This is a genomic window from Pseudomonas arvensis, assembly GCF_056688935.1.
This window is the reverse complement of the sequence record NZ_CP162038.1, coordinates 4,121,841-4,139,339: the sequence shown is the minus strand read 5'-3', so window position 1 is coordinate 4,139,339 and position 17,499 is coordinate 4,121,841. Positions and strand designations below refer to the sequence as shown.

Here is a 17,499-nt window from a genome sequence, read left to right as displayed (position 1 = left end):
GCCCGCTCACCACAAGTATCACCCAGGCTCAGTAGCCGAGTGGTGCACCTCAGAGCGCAGGGTAGTCGATGTAACCCTCGGCACCTGGCGCGTAGAAGGTGTCTTTGTCGGGCACATTCAAGTCGGCACCGCTGCGAAAACGCGCTGGCAGGTCCGGGTTGGCCAGGAACGCGTTACCAAAAACCGCCGCATCGGCATTGCCTTCGGCGATCAAGCTGTCGGCGCTGTCCCGAGTCAGCCCGCTGCCCACCAAATAGCGGCCATCGAACAACGGGCGCAGCGCGGCGTGGTAGTCAAAGCTCGCCCCGAATAGCGCCACATGCAGGTAGGCCAACTTCAGCCCGCGCAGTTGCGTGACCAGGTAGGTGTAGGTTTCCTGCGGGTTGGCATCGCTGATGTCGTTGAAGTTCATCTCGGGGGAAATCTTGATGCCCACGCGATCAGCGCCCACTTCATCGGCCATCGCCTTGAGGACTTCCAGCACGAAGCGGCTACGGTTTTCCACCGAACCGCCGTACTGATCGTCGCGTTGGTTGCTGCCGCTGGAGAGGAATTGCTCGGGCAGGTAACCGGAGGCGGCGTGCAACTCCACACCGTCAAAGCCAGCCTCGATTGCCCGGCGTGCGGCCTGGCGGTAGCTGTCGACCACGCCACCGATCTGCGCCACGCTCATTGCTTGGGGCGTGACGAAATCCTGCAGGCCGGTCGCGGTCCAGGTCTGGCCCGCCGGTTTGATCGCCGAGGGGGCCAGCGGCAGCCCACCGTCAGCCAACAACGAGGGGTGAGACACCCGTCCGCAATGCATCAGTTGCATGAAAATGTGGCCACCTTGGGCATGTACGGCGTCGGTGACGGATTTCCAGGCGGCCACCTGTGCGGCGGTTTCGATGCCTGGGGTGCGCGCATACCCTTTGCCCGATGCGTCGGGGAACACACCCTCGGAGATGATCAAACCGGCTGTGGCGCGCTGCGCATAATAGGTAGTCACCAGGTCGGAAGGCACACCGGCGTCGTCGGCGCGCGAGCGGGTCATTGGCGCCATGACCAGGCGATTGGCGAGGGTGTAGCGACCGAGGGCAAGGGGAGAAAAAAGAGCATTCATGGCGGTGTTCCTCATCAGTGATGGGGTTATGATTGATCAATCCGATTTCGGGATAAATGGCTCAAACGCGAAATGACTAATCCACTGATGGGATAATGTTGTGGAATTTCTCAACGATATGGCGCTGTTTGTCGAGGTGGTGAAGGCTCGCAGTTTCAGCCGTGCGGCCGAGACCCTGGGCATGCCGAACTCGACGCTGTCCCGGCGCATCAGCGAGCTGGAAAAAGGCATCGGCCTGCGGCTGTTGCACCGCACCACGCGCAAGATCGAGCCCACCGAGGCTGGCCAACTGTACTTTGAGCGCTGCAAGCGCATTGTCGATGAGGCACGCCTGGCCCATGAGCAACTCGGCGAAATGCTCGCCCAGCCCAACGGCGTGCTGCGCGCCTCGTTGCCGGTGGATTTCGCGATGGTCTACCTGGCGCCGTTGATTGCCGAATTTTCCCGGCTGTATCCGGGTATCACCTTCGAACTCGATTTAACGCCGCGCCAGGCCGACCTGATCAGTGATCCGGTGGACGTGGTCATTCGCATGGGCGAGCCCGCCAATTCCAATCTGATCGCACGCAAACTCGCGAACATGCGCCGAGCGCTGTACGCCTCGCCCCAGTACCTAGAACGCGCTGGCCTGCCTGCGCAGCCCGCAGACCTGGCGCATCACGAATGTTTGCGCATGCGCGGTTCAAGGGCGCATCAATGGGGCTTGGTGTCGGGTGTGGATAAGGTGGAAGTCGACGTGAGCGGGCGGTTTGAACTCAACAGCGTAGGCATGCTCCGGCGGCTGGCCGCGTTGGACCTGGGCATTGCGCTGCTGCCTGAGGGCATTGCCGAACAGGATGTGGCCAGCGGCATACTGCGTAGAGTGTTGCCCGATTGGCATGGCACATCGGTGCCTGTCTATGCGCTCACCGAAACCCGCCTGCTGCCGGCGAAGACTCAACGGTTTATCGAGTTTTTGCGCGACAGGCTGGAGGATGCGTGACAGGCCCGGTAACTTTCTGCACTACCAACGAATGGGTGAATGATGAATATTCAGACGGTCACCGTTGCCGAGATTCCGCCAGGGGTTTGAGATTGTGGATGTCGAGGACGATCCGGTGTGGTGCACGACGCCTATGCAGCGGTATTTATAGGGCTGTGGTGAGCGGGCCTGCTGTGGTCACAGGGATTGTTGTGGTCACCGGGCCTGTTGTGGTGAGCGGGCTTTTTGTGGTGAGCGGGCTTGCCCCGCGCTGGGCTGCGAAGCAGCCCCCAACCAAACGCTGAGGTTTTGCTGAAGAATCGTGGCGGTCTTATTGGGGCTGCTTCGCAGCCCAGCGCGGGGCAAGCCCGCTCACCACAGAGAGCTCACATACCACTAAGAACTCACCTGCCCCAAAGCACTCACATGTCACAAAGAACTCATGTGCCACAGCAGGCCAAGGTGTCACAAAGGACTCATCAGCCACAACAACCCTGGTGACTCAGTTGGAGCGCAACCGCAAGATCTGCGCCCCATCAAACGGGTCGGTCAGGTAGTGCCCCTGCACCCCAAACGTGTCCTGCAAGCGTTGCGGCGTCAGCACCTGCAGCGGTGTGCCCAACGCCACCAAACACCCGCGATCCAGCACGGCCAAGCGATCACAGGTCAGCGCCTGGTTAAGATCATGCAGCGCAATCAATGTCGTCACTGGCAACCCCTGCACGCCCTTCAGGATCGCCAGTTGATGCTGGATATCCAAGTGATTGGTCGGCTCATCCAGCAACAGGATCTGCGGCCGTTGCGCCAGGGCGCGGGCGATGTGCACGCGCTGGCGTTCGCCGCCGGAGAGGCTGCGCCAGGCGCGTTGGCTCAGGTGGGTGGCGTCCACGTCGTGCAGGGCCTGGACGACGATGGCGTTGTCGTCGCTGGACCACGGGCTCAGCGCCGACAGCCACGGCGTGCGGCCCAGCGCCACGGCGTCGAACACGCGGATGGCATCGTCGGTGTCGGCTTGTTGCTCCACCACGGCCAACTGCTGCGCAATGGCGCGGCGCGAAAGGTCGCCCAGCCGCTCGCCGCCCAGCCGCACCTCCCCTGACGCCGGTGTGCACAAGCCCGCCAGCAGTTTGAGTAAGGTGGATTTACCAGAGCCGTTCGGGCCGACAATCCCCAACGTTTCGCCCAACTGCACCTCCAGATGAATGTCACGCAGCAACTCGGCGTCGCGCACCTTGAAGCCTAGGCCGGTGCAACTGAGTACGCTCATCGTGCATTCCTCCGGCCGATCAGGATCAACGCAAACACCGGCGCGCCGACCAAGGCCGTGACCACGCCCACCGGAATCACCTGGCCTTTGATCAAGGTGCGCGACAGCACATCCGCCGCGATCAAAAACAGTGCGCCGCCCAAGGCGCTGGCCGGCAGCAAACGCGAGTGCCCAGTGCCGAGCAGCAGGCGTACCGCGTGGGGGATCACCAGGCCGACAAAACCGATGGAGCCGACAATCGACACCATCACCGCCGTCACCAGTGCCGCGCAGCCCACCAGCACAAATTGCACGCGGCGTACCGGAATGCCGAGGGACGCCGCCGAGTCGCTGCCAAAGGTGAACGCATCCAGCGCACGCCGATGCCACAGGCACACCGCCAAGCCGGCCACTGCCACCGGCACCGCCAGCCACACCGACGGCCAGCGCACGCCGCTGAGGTTGCCCAGCAGCCAGAACATGATGCCGCGGGCCTGCTCGGAACTGGCCGACTTGGTGATCAGGAATGCGGTGAGCGCATTGAACAGCTGCGAACCGGCGATGCCTGCAAGGATGATCTGGCCGGTGCCGCTCATGGAGCTGCTGGCCCGCGCCAGCAGGATCACCAGGGCAAACGCCGCCATGGCGCCGACAAACGCGCCGGCCGACAGCGAAATCAACCCGCCGCCCACGCCCATCAGCGCGACCAATACCGCGCCGGTCGATGCGCCGGCGCTGATGCCCAGCAAGTAAGGGTCAGCCAGCGGGTTGCGCAGCAACGACTGCAAGATCACCCCGCAGGTGGCCAGCCCCGCACCGCATGCGGCGGCGACCAGGGCGCGGGTCAGGCGGTAGTTCCACACCACGCCTTCGTCGATGGGGTCGAGCAGGTAGCCGGCGTTCCACAGTTTGTTGGCGAGCACTTGCAGCACCACTTGCGGCTCGATGGCGGTTTCGCCGATGGCCACGCCGGCGAGTACGGCGATCAATAGCAGCGTCAGGGCGAGCAGGGTGCGGATCACGCTTTTATTCATTTGTGCAGGTCGTAGCCGTCGATGGCGCCAGCCAGTTGTTCAAGGCCATCGAACGTGCGGATGCTGGCCTGCAGCGCCAGGGCGTCGAGGATGATGATGCGGTTGTTTTTCACCGCGTCCATGTTGCGCGTGACCGGGTCGCTGCGCAGGAAGGCGAGTTTCTTTTCATGGTCGTCGGCGGGGTAGCGGCGGCGGTCCATGCGGGCGATCACCAGGAAGGTCGGGTTGGCCTTGGCGATGGTTTCCCAGCCGACGGCGGGCCACTCTTCATCGGACTGCACCACGTTGTGCAGGCCGAGGGTTTCGAGCATGAATTCGGGGACGCCCTTGTGGCCGGCCACATACGGGTCGCTGGCCATCTCGGAGCTGGAGAACCACACCAGCGCGCTGGCGTGCTTGAGGCCCTTGCTCTGCACGGTGGCGACGGACTTGGCCAGGCGCGCCTTGAGGTCATCGTTGAGCTGTTGGCCGCGCGCCTGTACGTCGAAAATCTCGGCCAGCTGGCTGATGCTTTTGTAGATGGTTTCGATGCGGAACGGCTCCAGCCGCGTGCCGTCGGCGCCCACCAGGTTGTCCTTGCCTTCGCAGTCGGAGGGCAGCAGGTAGGTCGGGATCTTCAGTTCATGGAATTGCTCGCGGGTGCCCACCACACCTTGCGGGCCGACCACCCATTCCAGCTCGGCAGCCACCAGTTGCGGGCGCTTGGCGATCACGGCTTCGAAGCTCGGCTCGTTGTTGGCCAGGCGTTCGATCTTGTCGTTCTGCGCCTGGTACTGGGGCAGCACACGGTTGAACCACAGCGAGGTGCCGACCACTTTATCGCCGACGCCCAAGGCATACAGCATTTCGGTGGCGGCCTGGCCGATGGTCACGCTGCGCGCAGGAGCTTGCGGGAAGGTCACGGCATTGCCGCAGTTTTCGACCGTCAGCGGGTAGTGAGTGGGCGCCGCTTGGGCCAGGGCACAGAAACCCAGGCCGGTGATCAGGGCAATAACGCGTGGCAGCATCGGGCGATCTCCGTGTGAACCGTAGTTGAAACAGGGGCAGTACGGCTCGGAAATACGCCCTCGAACGCTGCCGGTCGGGCAGGCAAGGATGTCCTTCCCGGACACCCCGCCGGTTAGTGATTGTGCTGGGCCGGCAGGTCTCCTGACTGATGCGTCGTCGCCACGCTCCGACCTTCCCGGACGAGGTCCAGTGGCGTTAAGGAGCAGGCTCGGCACCTACAGTTGCGGGGGCAGTTTCGATTGGCGCCGCGGGCGGCGTTTCGAATTCCCTATTAGTCCCATGGGGGAACCGGCGGCGGTATGGTAGTTGATTCAGCCTCGCAGAGGGAGGCTGAAGTTCAGTGGCTCACAGACGAATGTCTTGGGGGCCCTGGATCAGCGCTTCAATTCGCGTGCCGGTGGCGCGCTCTTCGTTGCTGAACCCGTCGTAGTCGGCCAGGTTGCCGAAACGGATGCCGGTCAATTGCTCGATCTGGATCACGCTGCGCTGGTAGGTCCGCAGTTGGCCAAATACCAGCTCAAGCTGACCCAATTCGCGGCTTTGGTCGATCATGTAGGCACTGGCCGACGGCTTGCCGTCGTCGCTGAGGTAGGCGACCACTTTCCAGAACGCCTTGGGGATTTTGACGCCCCGGTACACGCGGTCATCGTCGCCGAACACCGGCCCGGTAAACACCGTGGCCCGCGCTTTCCAGCGTTGCGTGTTGTCGAGGATGTAGTCTTCCAGCTCCAGCCAGGTTTTCTGGTTAAAGCCGCTCATCTGCGGTGAGCAGTTGGTGAAATGGAACGTATCGAGGTTGGCGGTTTTTGCCTCGTCGCCCCAATTGGGATCCTGGCGCCGCACCAAGTGGCCGCGATCCAGGCCATTGCCGGCGTAGAGGTCTTCGCCTATCTGGGCGTCGGTGGGCAGGCGGCCGTCGTAGGCCCAGGTGTCGTTGCTGCGCACAATATCCACGTGTTTCCCGCCGTCGATATTGACGCCCACGTAGAGTGCCAGTCGTCGGGCGCGTGACATCGTGATGGAGAAATGCGTGTAGTCCAGGCGCTTTGGCTGCGCGTCAGGCGCCAGTGCCTGCGCCACGGTGGGCCAGGGCACCTCGAAGCTACCGAGGAAATCGTCGGCGTACCCCTGGCGGTTTTTCAGGTCTTTGGCCGGGGTAACACGCGGCGTCGCGGCCCGGGCTTCCAACAGGGTTGGGCTGGCCGCGAGCAGCGGCCGCAGGTCGGCGAGCCGGGGGCGATAGGTCAGGTCGGCGTTGGCTTTACGTGCTGGCATCGGGCGGTCCTCACGGGTGTTGGATCAACATGACTGCAACATAGGTTGATGACAATTAATGTCGAGTCAAGCCATGGCGGCTATCCTGAAAACGGTCGTCCAGACGCTCACCCCTCGCAAAAGGAGCCAGCCAATGTGTGTTCGCCAGCCTCATCGCAATCCGATTTTTTGCCTGATCCCGCCGTACATGCTCGACCAGATCGCGCGCCACGGTGATAAAGCCCAGCGCGACGTCGCGTTGCGTACGCGGGCCAAGGACAGCACGTTCCGTTCGCTGCGCATGGTCGCGGTGCCCGCCAAGGGCCCCGCGCATATGGCCCTGGCCATCGGCGCCGAAAAACGCCGCTCTATCTACAGTGCCGAAGGCTCCGACAGCCTGCCTGGCAAGCTGATCCGCGCTGAAGGCCAGCCTGCCAGTGGTGATGCCGCAGTGGACGAAGCCTATGATGGGTTGGGCGCCACCTTCGACTTTTTTGACCAGGTGTTCGACCGCAACTCCATCGACGATGCCGGGATGGCGCTGGACGCCACCGTTCATTTTGGCCAGGACTACAACAATGCGTTCTGGAATTCGACGCAGATGGTGTTCGGGGACGGTGATGCGCAGTTGTTCAACCGCTTCACCGTGGCTCTGGACGTGATCGGCCATGAACTGGCCCACGGCGTGACTGAGGATGAGGCCAAGTTGATGTACTTCAATCAATCCGGTGCGTTGAACGAGTCGCTGTCGGATGTGTTCGGCTCACTCATCAAGCAGTACGCGTTGCAGCAAAAGGCCGAGGACGCCGACTGGCTGATCGGCAAAGGGTTGTTCACCAAGAAAATCAAAGGCACTGCCTTGCGCTCGATGAAGGCACCGGGCACCGCGTTTGATGACAAGCTGCTGGGCAAGGACCCGCAGCCGGGGCATATGGATGATTTTGTGCAAACCTATGACGACAATGGCGGCGTACATATCAATTCCGGGATTCCCAACCATGCGTTCTATCAGGTGGCAACGAAGATCGGCGGGTTTGCCTGGGAGCGGGCAGGGCGCATCTGGTATGACGCCCTGCGCGATGCACGGTTGCGGCCGAACTCCGGGTTCCTGCGTTTTGCGCGCATCACCTACGACGTCGCCGGTCGTTTGTACGGGGCGAACAAGGATGAGCAGAAGGCCGTCAAGGCAGGCTGGAAAGCCGTGGGCATCAACGTCTGACAAGCCGCCAAGGCGGTGAGGAACAGCCATGCGAATTTCGATCAAGGAAAACGGCGGCTCGGCATTTTTTCCGGGCCTGGCGAGACCGAACAGTGTGGAGCTGGAGAAGCTGCCCGAGCCGCAACAGCAGGAGTTGCGGCAATTGATCGAAGCTTCAGACTTCTTTAAGTTACCGCAAAGCACGGCGCCTGAGCCTGGCAAACCGGGCCAGGTGCATTACACCCTGACGGTCAGCGAGGGTGAGCGCGAGCACACAGTGTGTGTGCTCGCGCCGGTGAAGTCCCCGGCCCTGGATGGGTTGGTGCAGTGCGTGCGGCGGCATGTTCGCTGTTGAACCCCAAGGGGTTACTTGCGGTCCAGCCATACCGTCTGCGCGTTGCAGAACTCGCGCACACCAAAGTGCGACAGCTCGCGGCCGAATCCACTTTTCTTCACGCCACCAAACGCCACCCGTGGGTCGGAGACGCTGAAGGCGTTGACAAAGATCCCGCCGGTTTCCAGTTGATTGGCGATGTCCCGCGCCTTCGCCGCGTCAGTGGTGAAGATGCTCGCGGTAAGGCCGAACTCGCTGTCGTTGGCCAGGGCCACGGCGTGGTCGGCGTCGCGGGCGGTGATGATCGAGGCTACCGGGCCGAACAGCTCCTGTTTGAACGAGGTCATCTGGTCGGTGACGTTGGCCAAAACGGTCGGCGCGTAGTAGTTGCCGTTGCCTGCGACTTTATCGCCGCCCAGCAGCAGGGTCGCGCCTTCTTCCAGGGTGGCCTGGACCTGGCCGTGCAGCTCGTCGCGCAGGTCGAAACGGGCCATTGGGCCGATGTAGGTGGTGGCTGAGGTGGGATCGCCCATCACCAAGGCGCGGCTGGCTTCGACGAACTTGGTGGTGAAGGCTTCAACCACGCCTTCTTCGATGATCAGGCGCTTGGCGGCGGCGCAGACCTGGCCGCTGTTCTGGAAGCGGCCGATCAGCGCGGCCTGTACGGCGGCATCGAGGTCGGCGTCATTGAGCACGATGAACGGGTCGGAGCCACCCAGTTCCAGCACGCATTTTTTCAGCGCGGCACCGGCCTGGGAGCCGATGGCGATACCGGCGCGCACGCTGCCGGTGAGCGTCACGGCGGCGATGCGTGGGTCGGCGATGGCCTTGGACACGCCTTCGGTGGTGACGTTGATCACTTCGAACAGGCCTTCAGCGAAGCCGGCTTTCTGAAAGGCTTGCTGGATCAGGTAGGCGCTGCCCATCACGTTTGGCGCGTGTTTGAGCACGTAGGTGTTGCCGGCCAGCATGGTCGGCACGGCGCCGCGCAGCACTTGCCACACTGGGAAGTTCCACGGCATCACCGCGAGGATCGGGCCCAGCGGGCGGTATTCGATGTGGGCGGTGCCGTTGTCGACGAGGGTCGGCTCCGGGGCGAGCATGGCCGGGCCTTGGGCCGCGTACCATTCGCTCAGTTGCGCGCATTTTTCCACTTCGGCACGGGCCTGGGCGATGGGTTTGCCCATTTCCAGGGTGATCATCTGCGCCATGGCTTCGGCTTGCTCGCGCAGGGCATCGGCCAGGGCCAGCAGCAACTCGGCGCGCTGGCTGACCGGCTGGCGGCGCCAGGTGCGGAAGGCGCTGGTGGCGCGGTCGAGGGCGGCGTCCAGTTGCGCTGTGGTTTCGTACGGGTAGCTGCCGACGGTTTCGCCGTTGGCGGGGTTGATCGATAAAGCGTGGGTAGTCGCGTTCATGGCACCGTCCTGCGTGTACGTTGGAATGGAGGTCAGCGTACGGGGCTGGCTCTTTTCTGGAAACTGAATAATATTAAGCAATACATTCACGAATGGAGAATGGCTTGGACCTGGTGCAGCTGGAAATCTTCAAGGCCGTTGCCGAGCAAGGCAGCATCAGCGCCGCCGCGCAGTTGATTCATCGCGTGCCGTCGAACCTGACCACGCGGATCAAGCAGCTGGAGCAGGATCTTGGCGTGGAGCTGTTTATCCGCGAGAAGAGCCGCCTGCGGCTGTCACCGGCCGGTTGGAACTTCCTCGGTTATGCCCGGCGTATCCTCGACCTGGTGCAAGAGGCCCGTGCGACCGTGGCGGGGGAAGAGCCCCAGGGCGCGTTTGCCCTTGGCGCGCTGGAGAGCACGGCGGCGGTACGTATCCCGGCGTTGCTCGCGGCGTACAACCAGAAACACACCAAGGTCGAGCTGGACCTGAGCACCGGCCCGTCGGGCACCATGATCGAAGGCGTGCTGTCGGGGCGCCTGGCCGCCGCCTTTGTCGACGGGCCGGTGCTGCATTCGACCCTGGAAGGCGTGGCGGTGTTTGAAGAGGAGATGGTAGTGATCGCGCCCCTGCACCACGCACCGATCACCCGAGGGCAGGACGTGAATGGCGAGAACATCTATACGTTTCGCTCGAACTGCTCGTATCGCCATCACTTCGAACGCTGGTTTTCACAGGATGGCGCGGTGCCAGGCAAGATCTTCGAGATCGAGTCCTACCACGGCATGCTCGCCTGCGTCAGCGCCGGGGCCGGGCTGGCGCTGATGCCGCGCAGCATGCTGGAAAGCATGCCGGGGTTTGCGGCGGTGAGTGTGTGGCCGTTGATGGACAGTTTTCGCTTGCTGAATACGTGGTTGATCTGGCGGCGGGGGACGGTGTCACAGAGTTTGAGCAGCTTTGTGAAGTTGTTGGAGGAACGCAATCTGGAAGCGTCGGTGTCTTAATGTGGGAGGGGGCTTGCCCCCTCCCACATTGACCCGGTTTCAGCCGCCGAACTGGAAGGTGCCCATGGCCAGTTTGGCCATTATTGCTGTCGCGCCCAACTGCACCAGCCACAACGCCAATCCACCCAGGAACACCCCCAGTGCCACTTGCAGCACCAGGCTTCTCTGGCGCTTGGGTTGCTGGGCGCGGGGTGCGTAGTCATGCAGTTCGTCGCGGTCGGCGCGCAGGTCCAGGTCATCGTTTCGCATAGGGCTCTCACAGCAAAGGGGCGGTCGGGGTTCAGTCTAGTGGCTTGGCCAACAAAAAGGGGGAAGCCATTGGCTTCCCCCTTTGTATGGCGCTGGCCGGGTTATAGAACCTGAACAATCGCTTTTGTTACCGCACCAATGTTCGACTGGTTCAGCGCCGCCACACAGATACGCCCGGTATCCAGCGCGTAGATGCCAAACTCGCTGCGCAGACGGGTGACTTGCTCAACGGTCAGGCCGGAGTAGGAGAACATCCCACTCTGGCGGCCGACGAAGCTGAAGTCGTGGCCCGGTGCAGCCTTGGCCAGTTCGGCGACCATCTGCTCGCGCATGCCGCGGATGCGCAGGCGCATTTCGGCCAGTTCGGCTTCCCACTGGGCGCGCAGCTCAGGGCTGTTCAGCACAGCGGCCACAATCGCGGCGCCGTGGGTCGGCGGGTTGGAGTAGTTGGTGCGGATCACGCGCTTGACCTGGGACAGGATGCGCGCGCTTTCTTCTTTGGAATCGCCAACGATGGACAGCGCGCCCACACGTTCGCCGTACAGCGAGAACGACTTGGAGAACGAGCTGGAGACAAAGAAGGTCAGGCCCGATTCCGCGAACAGGCGCACCGCAGCGGCGTCTTCGTGGATGCCGTCGCCGAAGCCCTGGTAGGCCATGTCGAGGAACGGCACCAGGTTCTTGGCCTTGACCACGTCCAGCACGTTTTGCCAGTCGGCCGGGCTCAGGTCGACGCCGGTCGGGTTGTGGCAGCAGGCGTGCAGCACCACGATGGACTGCGGCGGCAGGGCGTTGAGGTCTTCGAGCAGGCCGGCGCGGTTTACGTCGTGGGTGGCGGCGTCGTAGTAACGGTAGTTCTGCACCGGGAAACCGGCGGTTTCGAACAGGGCGCGGTGGTTTTCCCAGCTCGGGTCGCTGATGGCGACGACGGCGTCTGGCAGCAGTTGCTTGAGGAAGTCAGCGCCGATCTTCAGGGCGCCGGTGCCACCCACGGCCTGGACGGTCACGACACGACCGGCTTCGAGCAGTGGCGAATCGTTACCGAACAGCAGGGTTTGCACGGCCTTGTCGTAGGCGGCAATGCCGTCGATCGGCAAGTAGCCACGGGCGGCGTGTTGCGTCACGCGAATGGCTTCCGCTTCGGCAACGGCACGCAAGAGTGGAATCTTCCCCTCCTCGTTGCAGTAAACGCCTACGCCAAGGTTGACCTTGGTGGTTCGTGTGTCGGCGTTGAATGCTTCGTTGAGGCCCAGGATAGGATCGCGTGGTGCCATTTCGACAGCGGAGAACAGGCTCATTTTGCGGCAGCTCTATGGGGGAAAGGAGGGACGTGTCGCGCTCCAGCCGAATGCACTAGAGCGGTGCACAAACGGGGAGCTAGTATAGAGGCCATCACGGCTGAGGGCGACAACCGAAACGGCTTTTCGGCCAAGTTTTTCGGTTTATTTGCTGACCGTTAGTCTTATTGCAACATTGATCCTGGACGGCAGATAGGACGATTGCCTTGAAACCCGTCACATTCGCCACCACTTGTATGGCTATCATGGTTTTTTCCTACCGCTCGCTCTGAATATTCGCGAGGGGTGGTCTATTTCGTCCTCGGCCGGTTTACAGTCCGGGGTGACTTCAAGAGGTACGTTATGTCGGATTTCCAACTAGTCACCCGCTTTGAACCCGCCGGCGATCAGCCGGAAGCCATTCGCCAGATGGTCGAAGGCATTGAGGCCGGCCTGGCGCACCAGACGTTGCTCGGGGTGACCGGTTCAGGCAAGACGTTCAGCATCGCCAACGTGATCGCGCAGATCAACCGCCCAACGCTGGTGCTGGCGCCCAACAAGACCCTGGCTGCGCAGCTTTACGGCGAATTCAAGGCGTTCTTCCCGAATAACGCAGTCGAATACTTCGTTTCCTACTACGACTACTACCAGCCCGAAGCCTATGTGCCGTCCTCCGATACCTTTATCGAGAAGGATGCGTTGATCAACGACCACATCGAGCAAATGCGGCTGTCGGCGACCAAGGCGCTGTTGGAGCGCAAGGACGCGATCATCGTCACCACCGTGTCGTGCATCTATGGCCTGGGCAGCCCCGAAGCCTATTTGAAGATGGTGCTGCACGTGGACCGTGGCGACAAACTCGACCAGCGCGAGTTGCTGCGCCGCCTGACGAGCCTTCAGTACACCCGCAACGACATGGATTTTGCCCGCGCCACTTTCCGGGTGCGCGGCGATGTGATCGACATCTACCCGGCTGAGTCCGACCTGGAAGCGATCCGCATCGAGTTGTTCGACGATGAAGTCGAGAGCCTGTCGGCTTTCGATCCGTTGACCGGCGAGGTAATCCGCAAGCTGCCGCGCTTCACCTTCTATCCGAAAAGCCACTACGTGACCCCGCGTGAAACCCTGATGGGCGCCATCGAGGGCATCAAGGTGGAGTTGGCCGAGCGTCTGGAGTACCTGCGCGCCAACAACAAGCTGGTGGAGGCCCAGCGTCTGGAGCAGCGCACGCGCTTTGACCTGGAGATGATCCTGGAGCTGGGCTACTGCAACGGCATCGAAAACTACTCGCGCTACCTTTCGGGCCGTGATTCCGGCGCGCCGCCGCCGACGCTCTACGACTACCTGCCTGATGACGCGCTGCTGGTGATCGACGAATCCCACGTCAGCGTGCCGCAAGTGGGCGCGATGTATAAGGGCGACCGCTCGCGTAAAGAAACCTTGGTGGAGTACGGCTTTCGCCTGCCGTCGGCGCTGGATAACCGGCCGATGCGTTTCGATGAATGGGAGGCGATCAGCCCGCAGACCATCTTTGTCTCGGCCACGCCGGGCAACTACGAGGCCGAGCATGCCGGCCGCGTGATCGAGCAGTTGGTGCGCCCGACGGGGCTGGTGGACCCGGAAATCGAAATCCGCCCGGCGCTGACCCAGGTGGATGACCTGCTGTCCGAGATCACTAAGCGCGTCGCGCTGGAAGAGCGGGTGCTGGTCACCACGCTGACCAAGCGCATGTCCGAAGACTTGACCGACTACCTGGCCGACCACGGCGTGCGCGTGCGCTACTTGCACTCGGACATCGACACCGTGGAGCGCGTGGAGATCATCCGCGACCTGCGCCTGGGTGTGTTTGATGTGTTGGTGGGGATCAACCTGCTGCGCGAAGGGTTGGACATGCCGGAAGTGTCGCTGGTGGCGATCCTCGATGCCGACAAGGAAGGCTTTCTACGTTCCGAGCGCTCGCTGATCCAGACCATCGGCCGGGCGGCGCGTAACCTCAATGGTCGGGCGATTCTCTACGCGGACCGCATCACCGGCTCCATGGAGCGTGCGATTGGCGAGACCCAGCGTCGTCGCGACAAGCAGATCGCGTTCAACCTGGAGCACGGTATTACGCCTAAAGGTGTGTTCAAGGATGTCGCCGACATCATGGAAGGCGCCGTGGTGCCCGGCTCGCGCAGCAAGAAGCGCAAGGGCATGGCCAAGGCCGCCGAGGAAAGCGCCAAGTACGAGAACGAACTGCGCTCGCCGAGTGAGATCACCAAGCGGATCCGCCAGTTGGAAGAGAAGATGTACCAGTTGGCGCGGGACCTGGAGTTTGAGGCTGCGGCGCAGACTCGGGATGAGATTGGCAAGTTGCGTGAGCGGTTGCTGGCTGTGTGATCTGCGGTGGCTGGACTGGCCTCTTCGGGGGCAAGCCCCCTCCCACATTTGACGGTGTCCACAAGTCAAAGTGTGGGAGGGGGCTTGCCCCCGATGGCCGCGCCTTGGTTTTCCAGAAATCACCCAGGCTGTTACCATTCGCCTCTTGTTTCAATTTTTAGTTTTATCGCCCATTCGAGACCTGCCATGACCACCGTCCGCACGCGCATCGCGCCATCGCCTACTGGGGATCCCCACGTCGGCACTGCCTACATCGCCTTGTTCAACTACTGCTTTGCCAAGCAGCACGGTGGTGAATTCATCCTGCGGATCGAGGACACCGACCAACTGCGCTCCACCCGCGAGTCGGAACAGCAGATTTTCGATGCCTTGCGCTGGCTGGGCATCACCTGGGCAGAAGGCCCGGACGTTGGCGGCCCGCACGGCCCGTATCGCCAGAGCGAGCGCAGCGACATCTACAAGCAGTACACCCAGCAACTGGTCGATATGGGCCATGCGTTCCCGTGCTTCTGCACCGCCGAAGAACTGGACCAGATGCGCGCCGAACAACAGGCCCGTGGCGAAACCCCGCGCTACGACGGCCGCGCGCTGCTGCTGTCCAAGGAGGAAGTGGCCCAGCGCCTGGCTGCCGGCGAGCCGCACGTTATCCGCATGAAAGTGCCGAGCGAAGGCGTGTGCGTGGTGCCGGACATGCTGCGCGGTGACGTCGAGATCCCGTGGGACCGCATGGACATGCAGGTGCTGATGAAGACCGACGGCTTGCCGACGTACTTCCTGGCCAACGTGGTCGACGACCACCTGATGGGCATCACCCACGTACTGCGTGGCGAAGAGTGGCTGCCGTCGGCGCCGAAACTGATCCTGCTCTACGAATACTTCGGTTGGGAACAGCCGCAGTTGTGCTACATGCCGCTGCTGCGTAACCCGGACAAGAGCAAGCTGTCCAAGCGCAAGAACCCGACTTCGGTGACCTTCTACGAGCGCATGGGCTTCATGCCCGAAGCGATGCTCAACTACCTGGGCCGCATGGGCTGGTCGATGCCGGACGAGCGCGAGAAATTCTCGTTGCAGGAAATGGTCGACAACTTCGACCTGTCGCGCGTTTCTCTGGGCGGTCCGATTTTCGATGTCGAGAAGTTGTCGTGGCTCAACGGCCAGTGGTTGCGCGATCTGCCGGTGGAAGAGTTCGCCAGCCGTCTGCAGCAGTGGGCGTTGAACCCTGAGTACATGATGAAGATCGCGCCACTGGTGCAGGGCAGGGTGGAGACGTTCAGCCAGGTCGCCCCGTTGGCCAGCTTCTTCTTTGCCGGAGGCGTGAACCCGGATGCCAAGCTGTTCGAGTCCAAAAAGCTCTCGGGCGACCAGGTTCGCCAGTTGATGCAGTTGATCCTATGGAAACTCGAAAGCCTGCGCCAGTGGGAGAAGGACGCGATCACCGCGACGATCCAGGCGGTGGTGGAATCCCTGGAGTTGAAGTTGCGTGACGCCATGCCGCTGATGTTTGCTGCGATTACCGGGCAGGCCAGTTCGGTGTCGGTGCTGGATGCGATGGAAATTCTCGGTCCGGACCTCACTCGTTTCCGTCTGCGCCAAGCCCTTGATTTGCTTGGTGGTGTGTCGAAGAAAGAAAACAAAGAGTGGGAAAAGCTGCTGGGCGCTATCGCGTAAGCAGGCCGTTGCAGCGACGAAACCCCGGTTTTCCGGGGTTTCGTCGGTAAGTGATTGTTATCCCGGCAAAAAACTTTGGAAAATGTTGAAAATAAATTTGACACACTTCCAAACCGCCATTAAGATTCGCCCCGTCCTCACCGATGAGGGGCTATAGCTCAGCTGGGAGAGCGCTTGCATGGCATGCAAGAGGTCAACGGTTCGATCCCGTTTAGCTCCACCAATTTACAGGTTCAAGGTCTGGCCACACCGTCCTTGAATCGATCAGAACTCAGCTCTGATCAGTTGTACAGAAGGTTTTGTCCCCTTCGTCTAGTGGCCTAGGACACCGCCCTTTCACGGCGGTAACAGGGGTTCGAGTCCCCTAGGGGACGCCAGTTTCAACAAGCAGCTCGAAAGGTCTGCTGCGCCGCGAGGCGAAAAATCCGGGGCTATAGCTCAGCTGGGAGAGCGCTTGCATGGCATGCAAGAGGTCAACGGTTCGATCCCGTTTAGCTCCACCAATTTACAGGTTCAAGGTCTGGCCACACCGTCCTTGAATCGATCAGTTCTCAGCGCTGATCAGTTGTACAGAAGGTTTGTGTCCCCTTCGTCTAGTGGCCTAGGACACCGCCCTTTCACGGCGGTAACAGGGGTTCGAGTCCCCTAGGGGACGCCACGATTACCCGCTCTGCGGGATTTTTAAGGGTCATTCAATTATTGAATGGCCCTTTTGTTTGTCTGGCGTTTGGCCAATTCTCCCTTCACTTCCTTTCTTCCTGTTCTGACCAGTGGTCGTGACTGTCGCTTGCTAAATATTATTATGGTAATAATATTCAACCCATGAGAGTCGGAGGCTTTGATGAACGATAAAAAAGCGCAAACCCGCGAACGCATTCTGCAGGCCGCCAGCGCGGCGTTGATCCAGCGCGGCCCGGCCGAGCCGAGTGTCGGTGAAGTCATGGGCGCGGCTGGGCTGACCGTTGGTGGTTTCTACGCGCACTTTGAAAGCAAGGATGCGCTGATGCTGGAGGCGTTCAGCCAATTGCTGGCGCAGCGTCGCGCTTCAATCGACGATATGGACACCCAGCTCACCGGCGAGGAGCGTCGTACGCTGGTGGCGGCCTTTTATCTGTCGCGCAAGCACCGCGATTCAACCTCCCAGGCATGCCCGTTGCCTGCAACGGTGGGCGAGATGGGCCGTCTGCCGGACGCCTTTCGCGAGGTATTGAACGAGCACGTCGAGTTGATGGCTGCGCAGTTGGCCGGCAGCCCGGAAGACACTGACAAGGCCCTGGCGGACATGGCCTTGATGGTCGGCGGGCTGACCTTGGCGCGGGCGCTCGGGCCGGGCGAGTTGTCGGATCGTGTGATACGCGCTGCCAAGTCGGCTGTGCGATAGGAAGAGGGCT

15 protein-coding genes, 4 tRNA genes and 1 riboswitch are annotated in these 17,499 nt (G+C 61.9%); of the genes, 11 read left to right on the top strand and 8 right to left on the bottom strand.

The window, feature by feature from the left end; all coding sequences use genetic code 11:
• Positions 1–49 precede the first annotated feature (49 nt).
• Positions 50–1,102: an alkene reductase gene (locus AB3G88_RS18580; protein WP_480451099.1), complete on the bottom strand. Its 1,053-nt coding sequence runs from the start codon at positions 1,100–1,102 to the stop codon at positions 50–52.
• Positions 1,103–1,202: 100 nt separating this feature from the next.
• Here AB3G88_RS18580 and AB3G88_RS18575 point away from each other — a divergent pair, with 100 nt between their 5' ends.
• A complete protein-coding gene (locus AB3G88_RS18575) occupies positions 1,203–2,084 on the top strand; it encodes a LysR family transcriptional regulator (protein ID WP_480451097.1) in 882 nt (293 codons plus the stop codon).
• 481 nt (positions 2,085–2,565) lie between these two features.
• On the opposite strand, the gene AB3G88_RS18570 is transcribed toward AB3G88_RS18575, so the two are convergent.
• The 4 genes from AB3G88_RS18570 to AB3G88_RS18555 form a co-directional block, all read right to left on the bottom strand.
• Positions 2,566–3,330, bottom strand: coding sequence for an ABC transporter ATP-binding protein (locus AB3G88_RS18570; protein ID WP_099586268.1), 765 nt, complete (start codon positions 3,328–3,330; stop codon positions 2,566–2,568).
• On the bottom strand, positions 3,327–4,343 hold the full coding sequence (locus tag AB3G88_RS18565; protein ID WP_099586267.1) for a FecCD family ABC transporter permease: 1,017 nt from the start codon (positions 4,341–4,343) through the stop codon (positions 3,327–3,329). The genes AB3G88_RS18570 and AB3G88_RS18565 overlap by 4 nt, the downstream gene beginning before the upstream one ends.
• Positions 4,340–5,350 (bottom strand): ABC transporter substrate-binding protein, encoded by a 1,011-nt coding sequence (locus AB3G88_RS18560; RefSeq protein WP_099586266.1) that lies wholly within the window; start codon positions 5,348–5,350, stop codon positions 4,340–4,342. Before AB3G88_RS18560 ends, AB3G88_RS18565 begins: the two co-directional genes overlap by 4 nt.
• 115 nt (positions 5,351–5,465) lie before the next feature.
• Positions 5,466–5,659: riboswitch (cobalamin riboswitch) on the bottom strand.
• A gap of 37 nt (positions 5,660–5,696) precedes the next feature.
• Positions 5,697–6,626, bottom strand: a complete 930-nt coding sequence (locus AB3G88_RS18555) for a DNA/RNA non-specific endonuclease (protein ID WP_112196262.1) — start codon at positions 6,624–6,626, stop codon at positions 5,697–5,699.
• 133 nt (positions 6,627–6,759) lie between these two features.
• Between AB3G88_RS18555 and AB3G88_RS18550 the strand changes: the two genes are divergently transcribed.
• Entirely contained in the window at positions 6,760–7,824 is a 1,065-nt protein-coding gene (locus AB3G88_RS18550; RefSeq protein ID WP_158878603.1) for a M4 family metallopeptidase, read from the top strand.
• A 28-nt stretch (positions 7,825–7,852) separates the two neighbouring features.
• Positions 7,853–8,158 (top strand): protealysin inhibitor emfourin, encoded by a 306-nt coding sequence (locus tag AB3G88_RS18545; RefSeq protein ID WP_480451094.1) that lies wholly within the window; start codon positions 7,853–7,855, stop codon positions 8,156–8,158.
• Positions 8,159–8,169: 11 nt separating this feature from the next.
• Here the strand turns inward: AB3G88_RS18545 and AB3G88_RS18540 are convergent, their stop codons facing one another.
• Complete coding sequence (locus AB3G88_RS18540; RefSeq protein ID WP_480451092.1) at positions 8,170–9,552, bottom strand: aldehyde dehydrogenase family protein; 1,383 nt, start codon at positions 9,550–9,552, stop codon at positions 8,170–8,172.
• A 104-nt stretch (positions 9,553–9,656) separates the two neighbouring features.
• Here AB3G88_RS18540 and ptrR point away from each other — a divergent pair, with 104 nt between their 5' ends.
• Complete coding sequence (gene ptrR / locus AB3G88_RS18535; protein WP_480451089.1) at positions 9,657–10,535, top strand: putrescine utilization regulator PtrR; 879 nt, start codon at positions 9,657–9,659, stop codon at positions 10,533–10,535.
• Positions 10,536–10,574: 39 nt separating this feature from the next.
• On the opposite strand, the gene AB3G88_RS18530 is transcribed toward ptrR, so the two are convergent.
• On the bottom strand, positions 10,575–10,784 hold the full coding sequence (locus AB3G88_RS18530) for a hypothetical protein (protein WP_480451087.1): 210 nt from the start codon (positions 10,782–10,784) through the stop codon (positions 10,575–10,577).
• Positions 10,785–10,885: 101 nt separating this feature from the next.
• Positions 10,886–12,082, bottom strand: coding sequence for an amino acid aminotransferase (locus AB3G88_RS18525; RefSeq protein WP_480451085.1), 1,197 nt, complete (start codon positions 12,080–12,082; stop codon positions 10,886–10,888).
• Between the two features lie 342 nt (positions 12,083–12,424).
• Here AB3G88_RS18525 and uvrB point away from each other — a divergent pair, with 342 nt between their 5' ends.
• The 7 genes from uvrB to AB3G88_RS18490 all read left to right on the top strand — a co-directional run bounded on the left by uvrB (position 12,425) and on the right by AB3G88_RS18490 (position 17,489).
• On the top strand, positions 12,425–14,440 hold the full coding sequence (gene uvrB, locus AB3G88_RS18520; protein WP_480451083.1) for an excinuclease ABC subunit UvrB: 2,016 nt from the start codon (positions 12,425–12,427) through the stop codon (positions 14,438–14,440).
• A 186-nt stretch (positions 14,441–14,626) separates the two neighbouring features.
• Positions 14,627–16,108, top strand: a complete 1,482-nt coding sequence (gene gltX, locus AB3G88_RS18515; protein ID WP_099586258.1) for a glutamate--tRNA ligase — start codon at positions 14,627–14,629, stop codon at positions 16,106–16,108.
• A gap of 147 nt (positions 16,109–16,255) precedes the next feature.
• Positions 16,256–16,331: transfer RNA gene (locus AB3G88_RS18510), tRNA-Ala, on the top strand.
• Positions 16,332–16,409: 78 nt separating this feature from the next.
• Positions 16,410–16,485: transfer RNA gene (locus tag AB3G88_RS18505), tRNA-Glu, on the top strand.
• A gap of 50 nt (positions 16,486–16,535) precedes the next feature.
• Positions 16,536–16,611: transfer RNA gene (locus AB3G88_RS18500), tRNA-Ala, on the top strand.
• A gap of 79 nt (positions 16,612–16,690) precedes the next feature.
• A tRNA-Glu gene (locus tag AB3G88_RS18495) sits at positions 16,691–16,766 on the top strand.
• A 183-nt stretch (positions 16,767–16,949) separates the two neighbouring features.
• Complete coding sequence (locus tag AB3G88_RS18490; protein ID WP_099584017.1) at positions 16,950–17,489, top strand: TetR/AcrR family transcriptional regulator; 540 nt, start codon at positions 16,950–16,952, stop codon at positions 17,487–17,489.
• Positions 17,490–17,499: the final 10 nt, after the last annotated feature.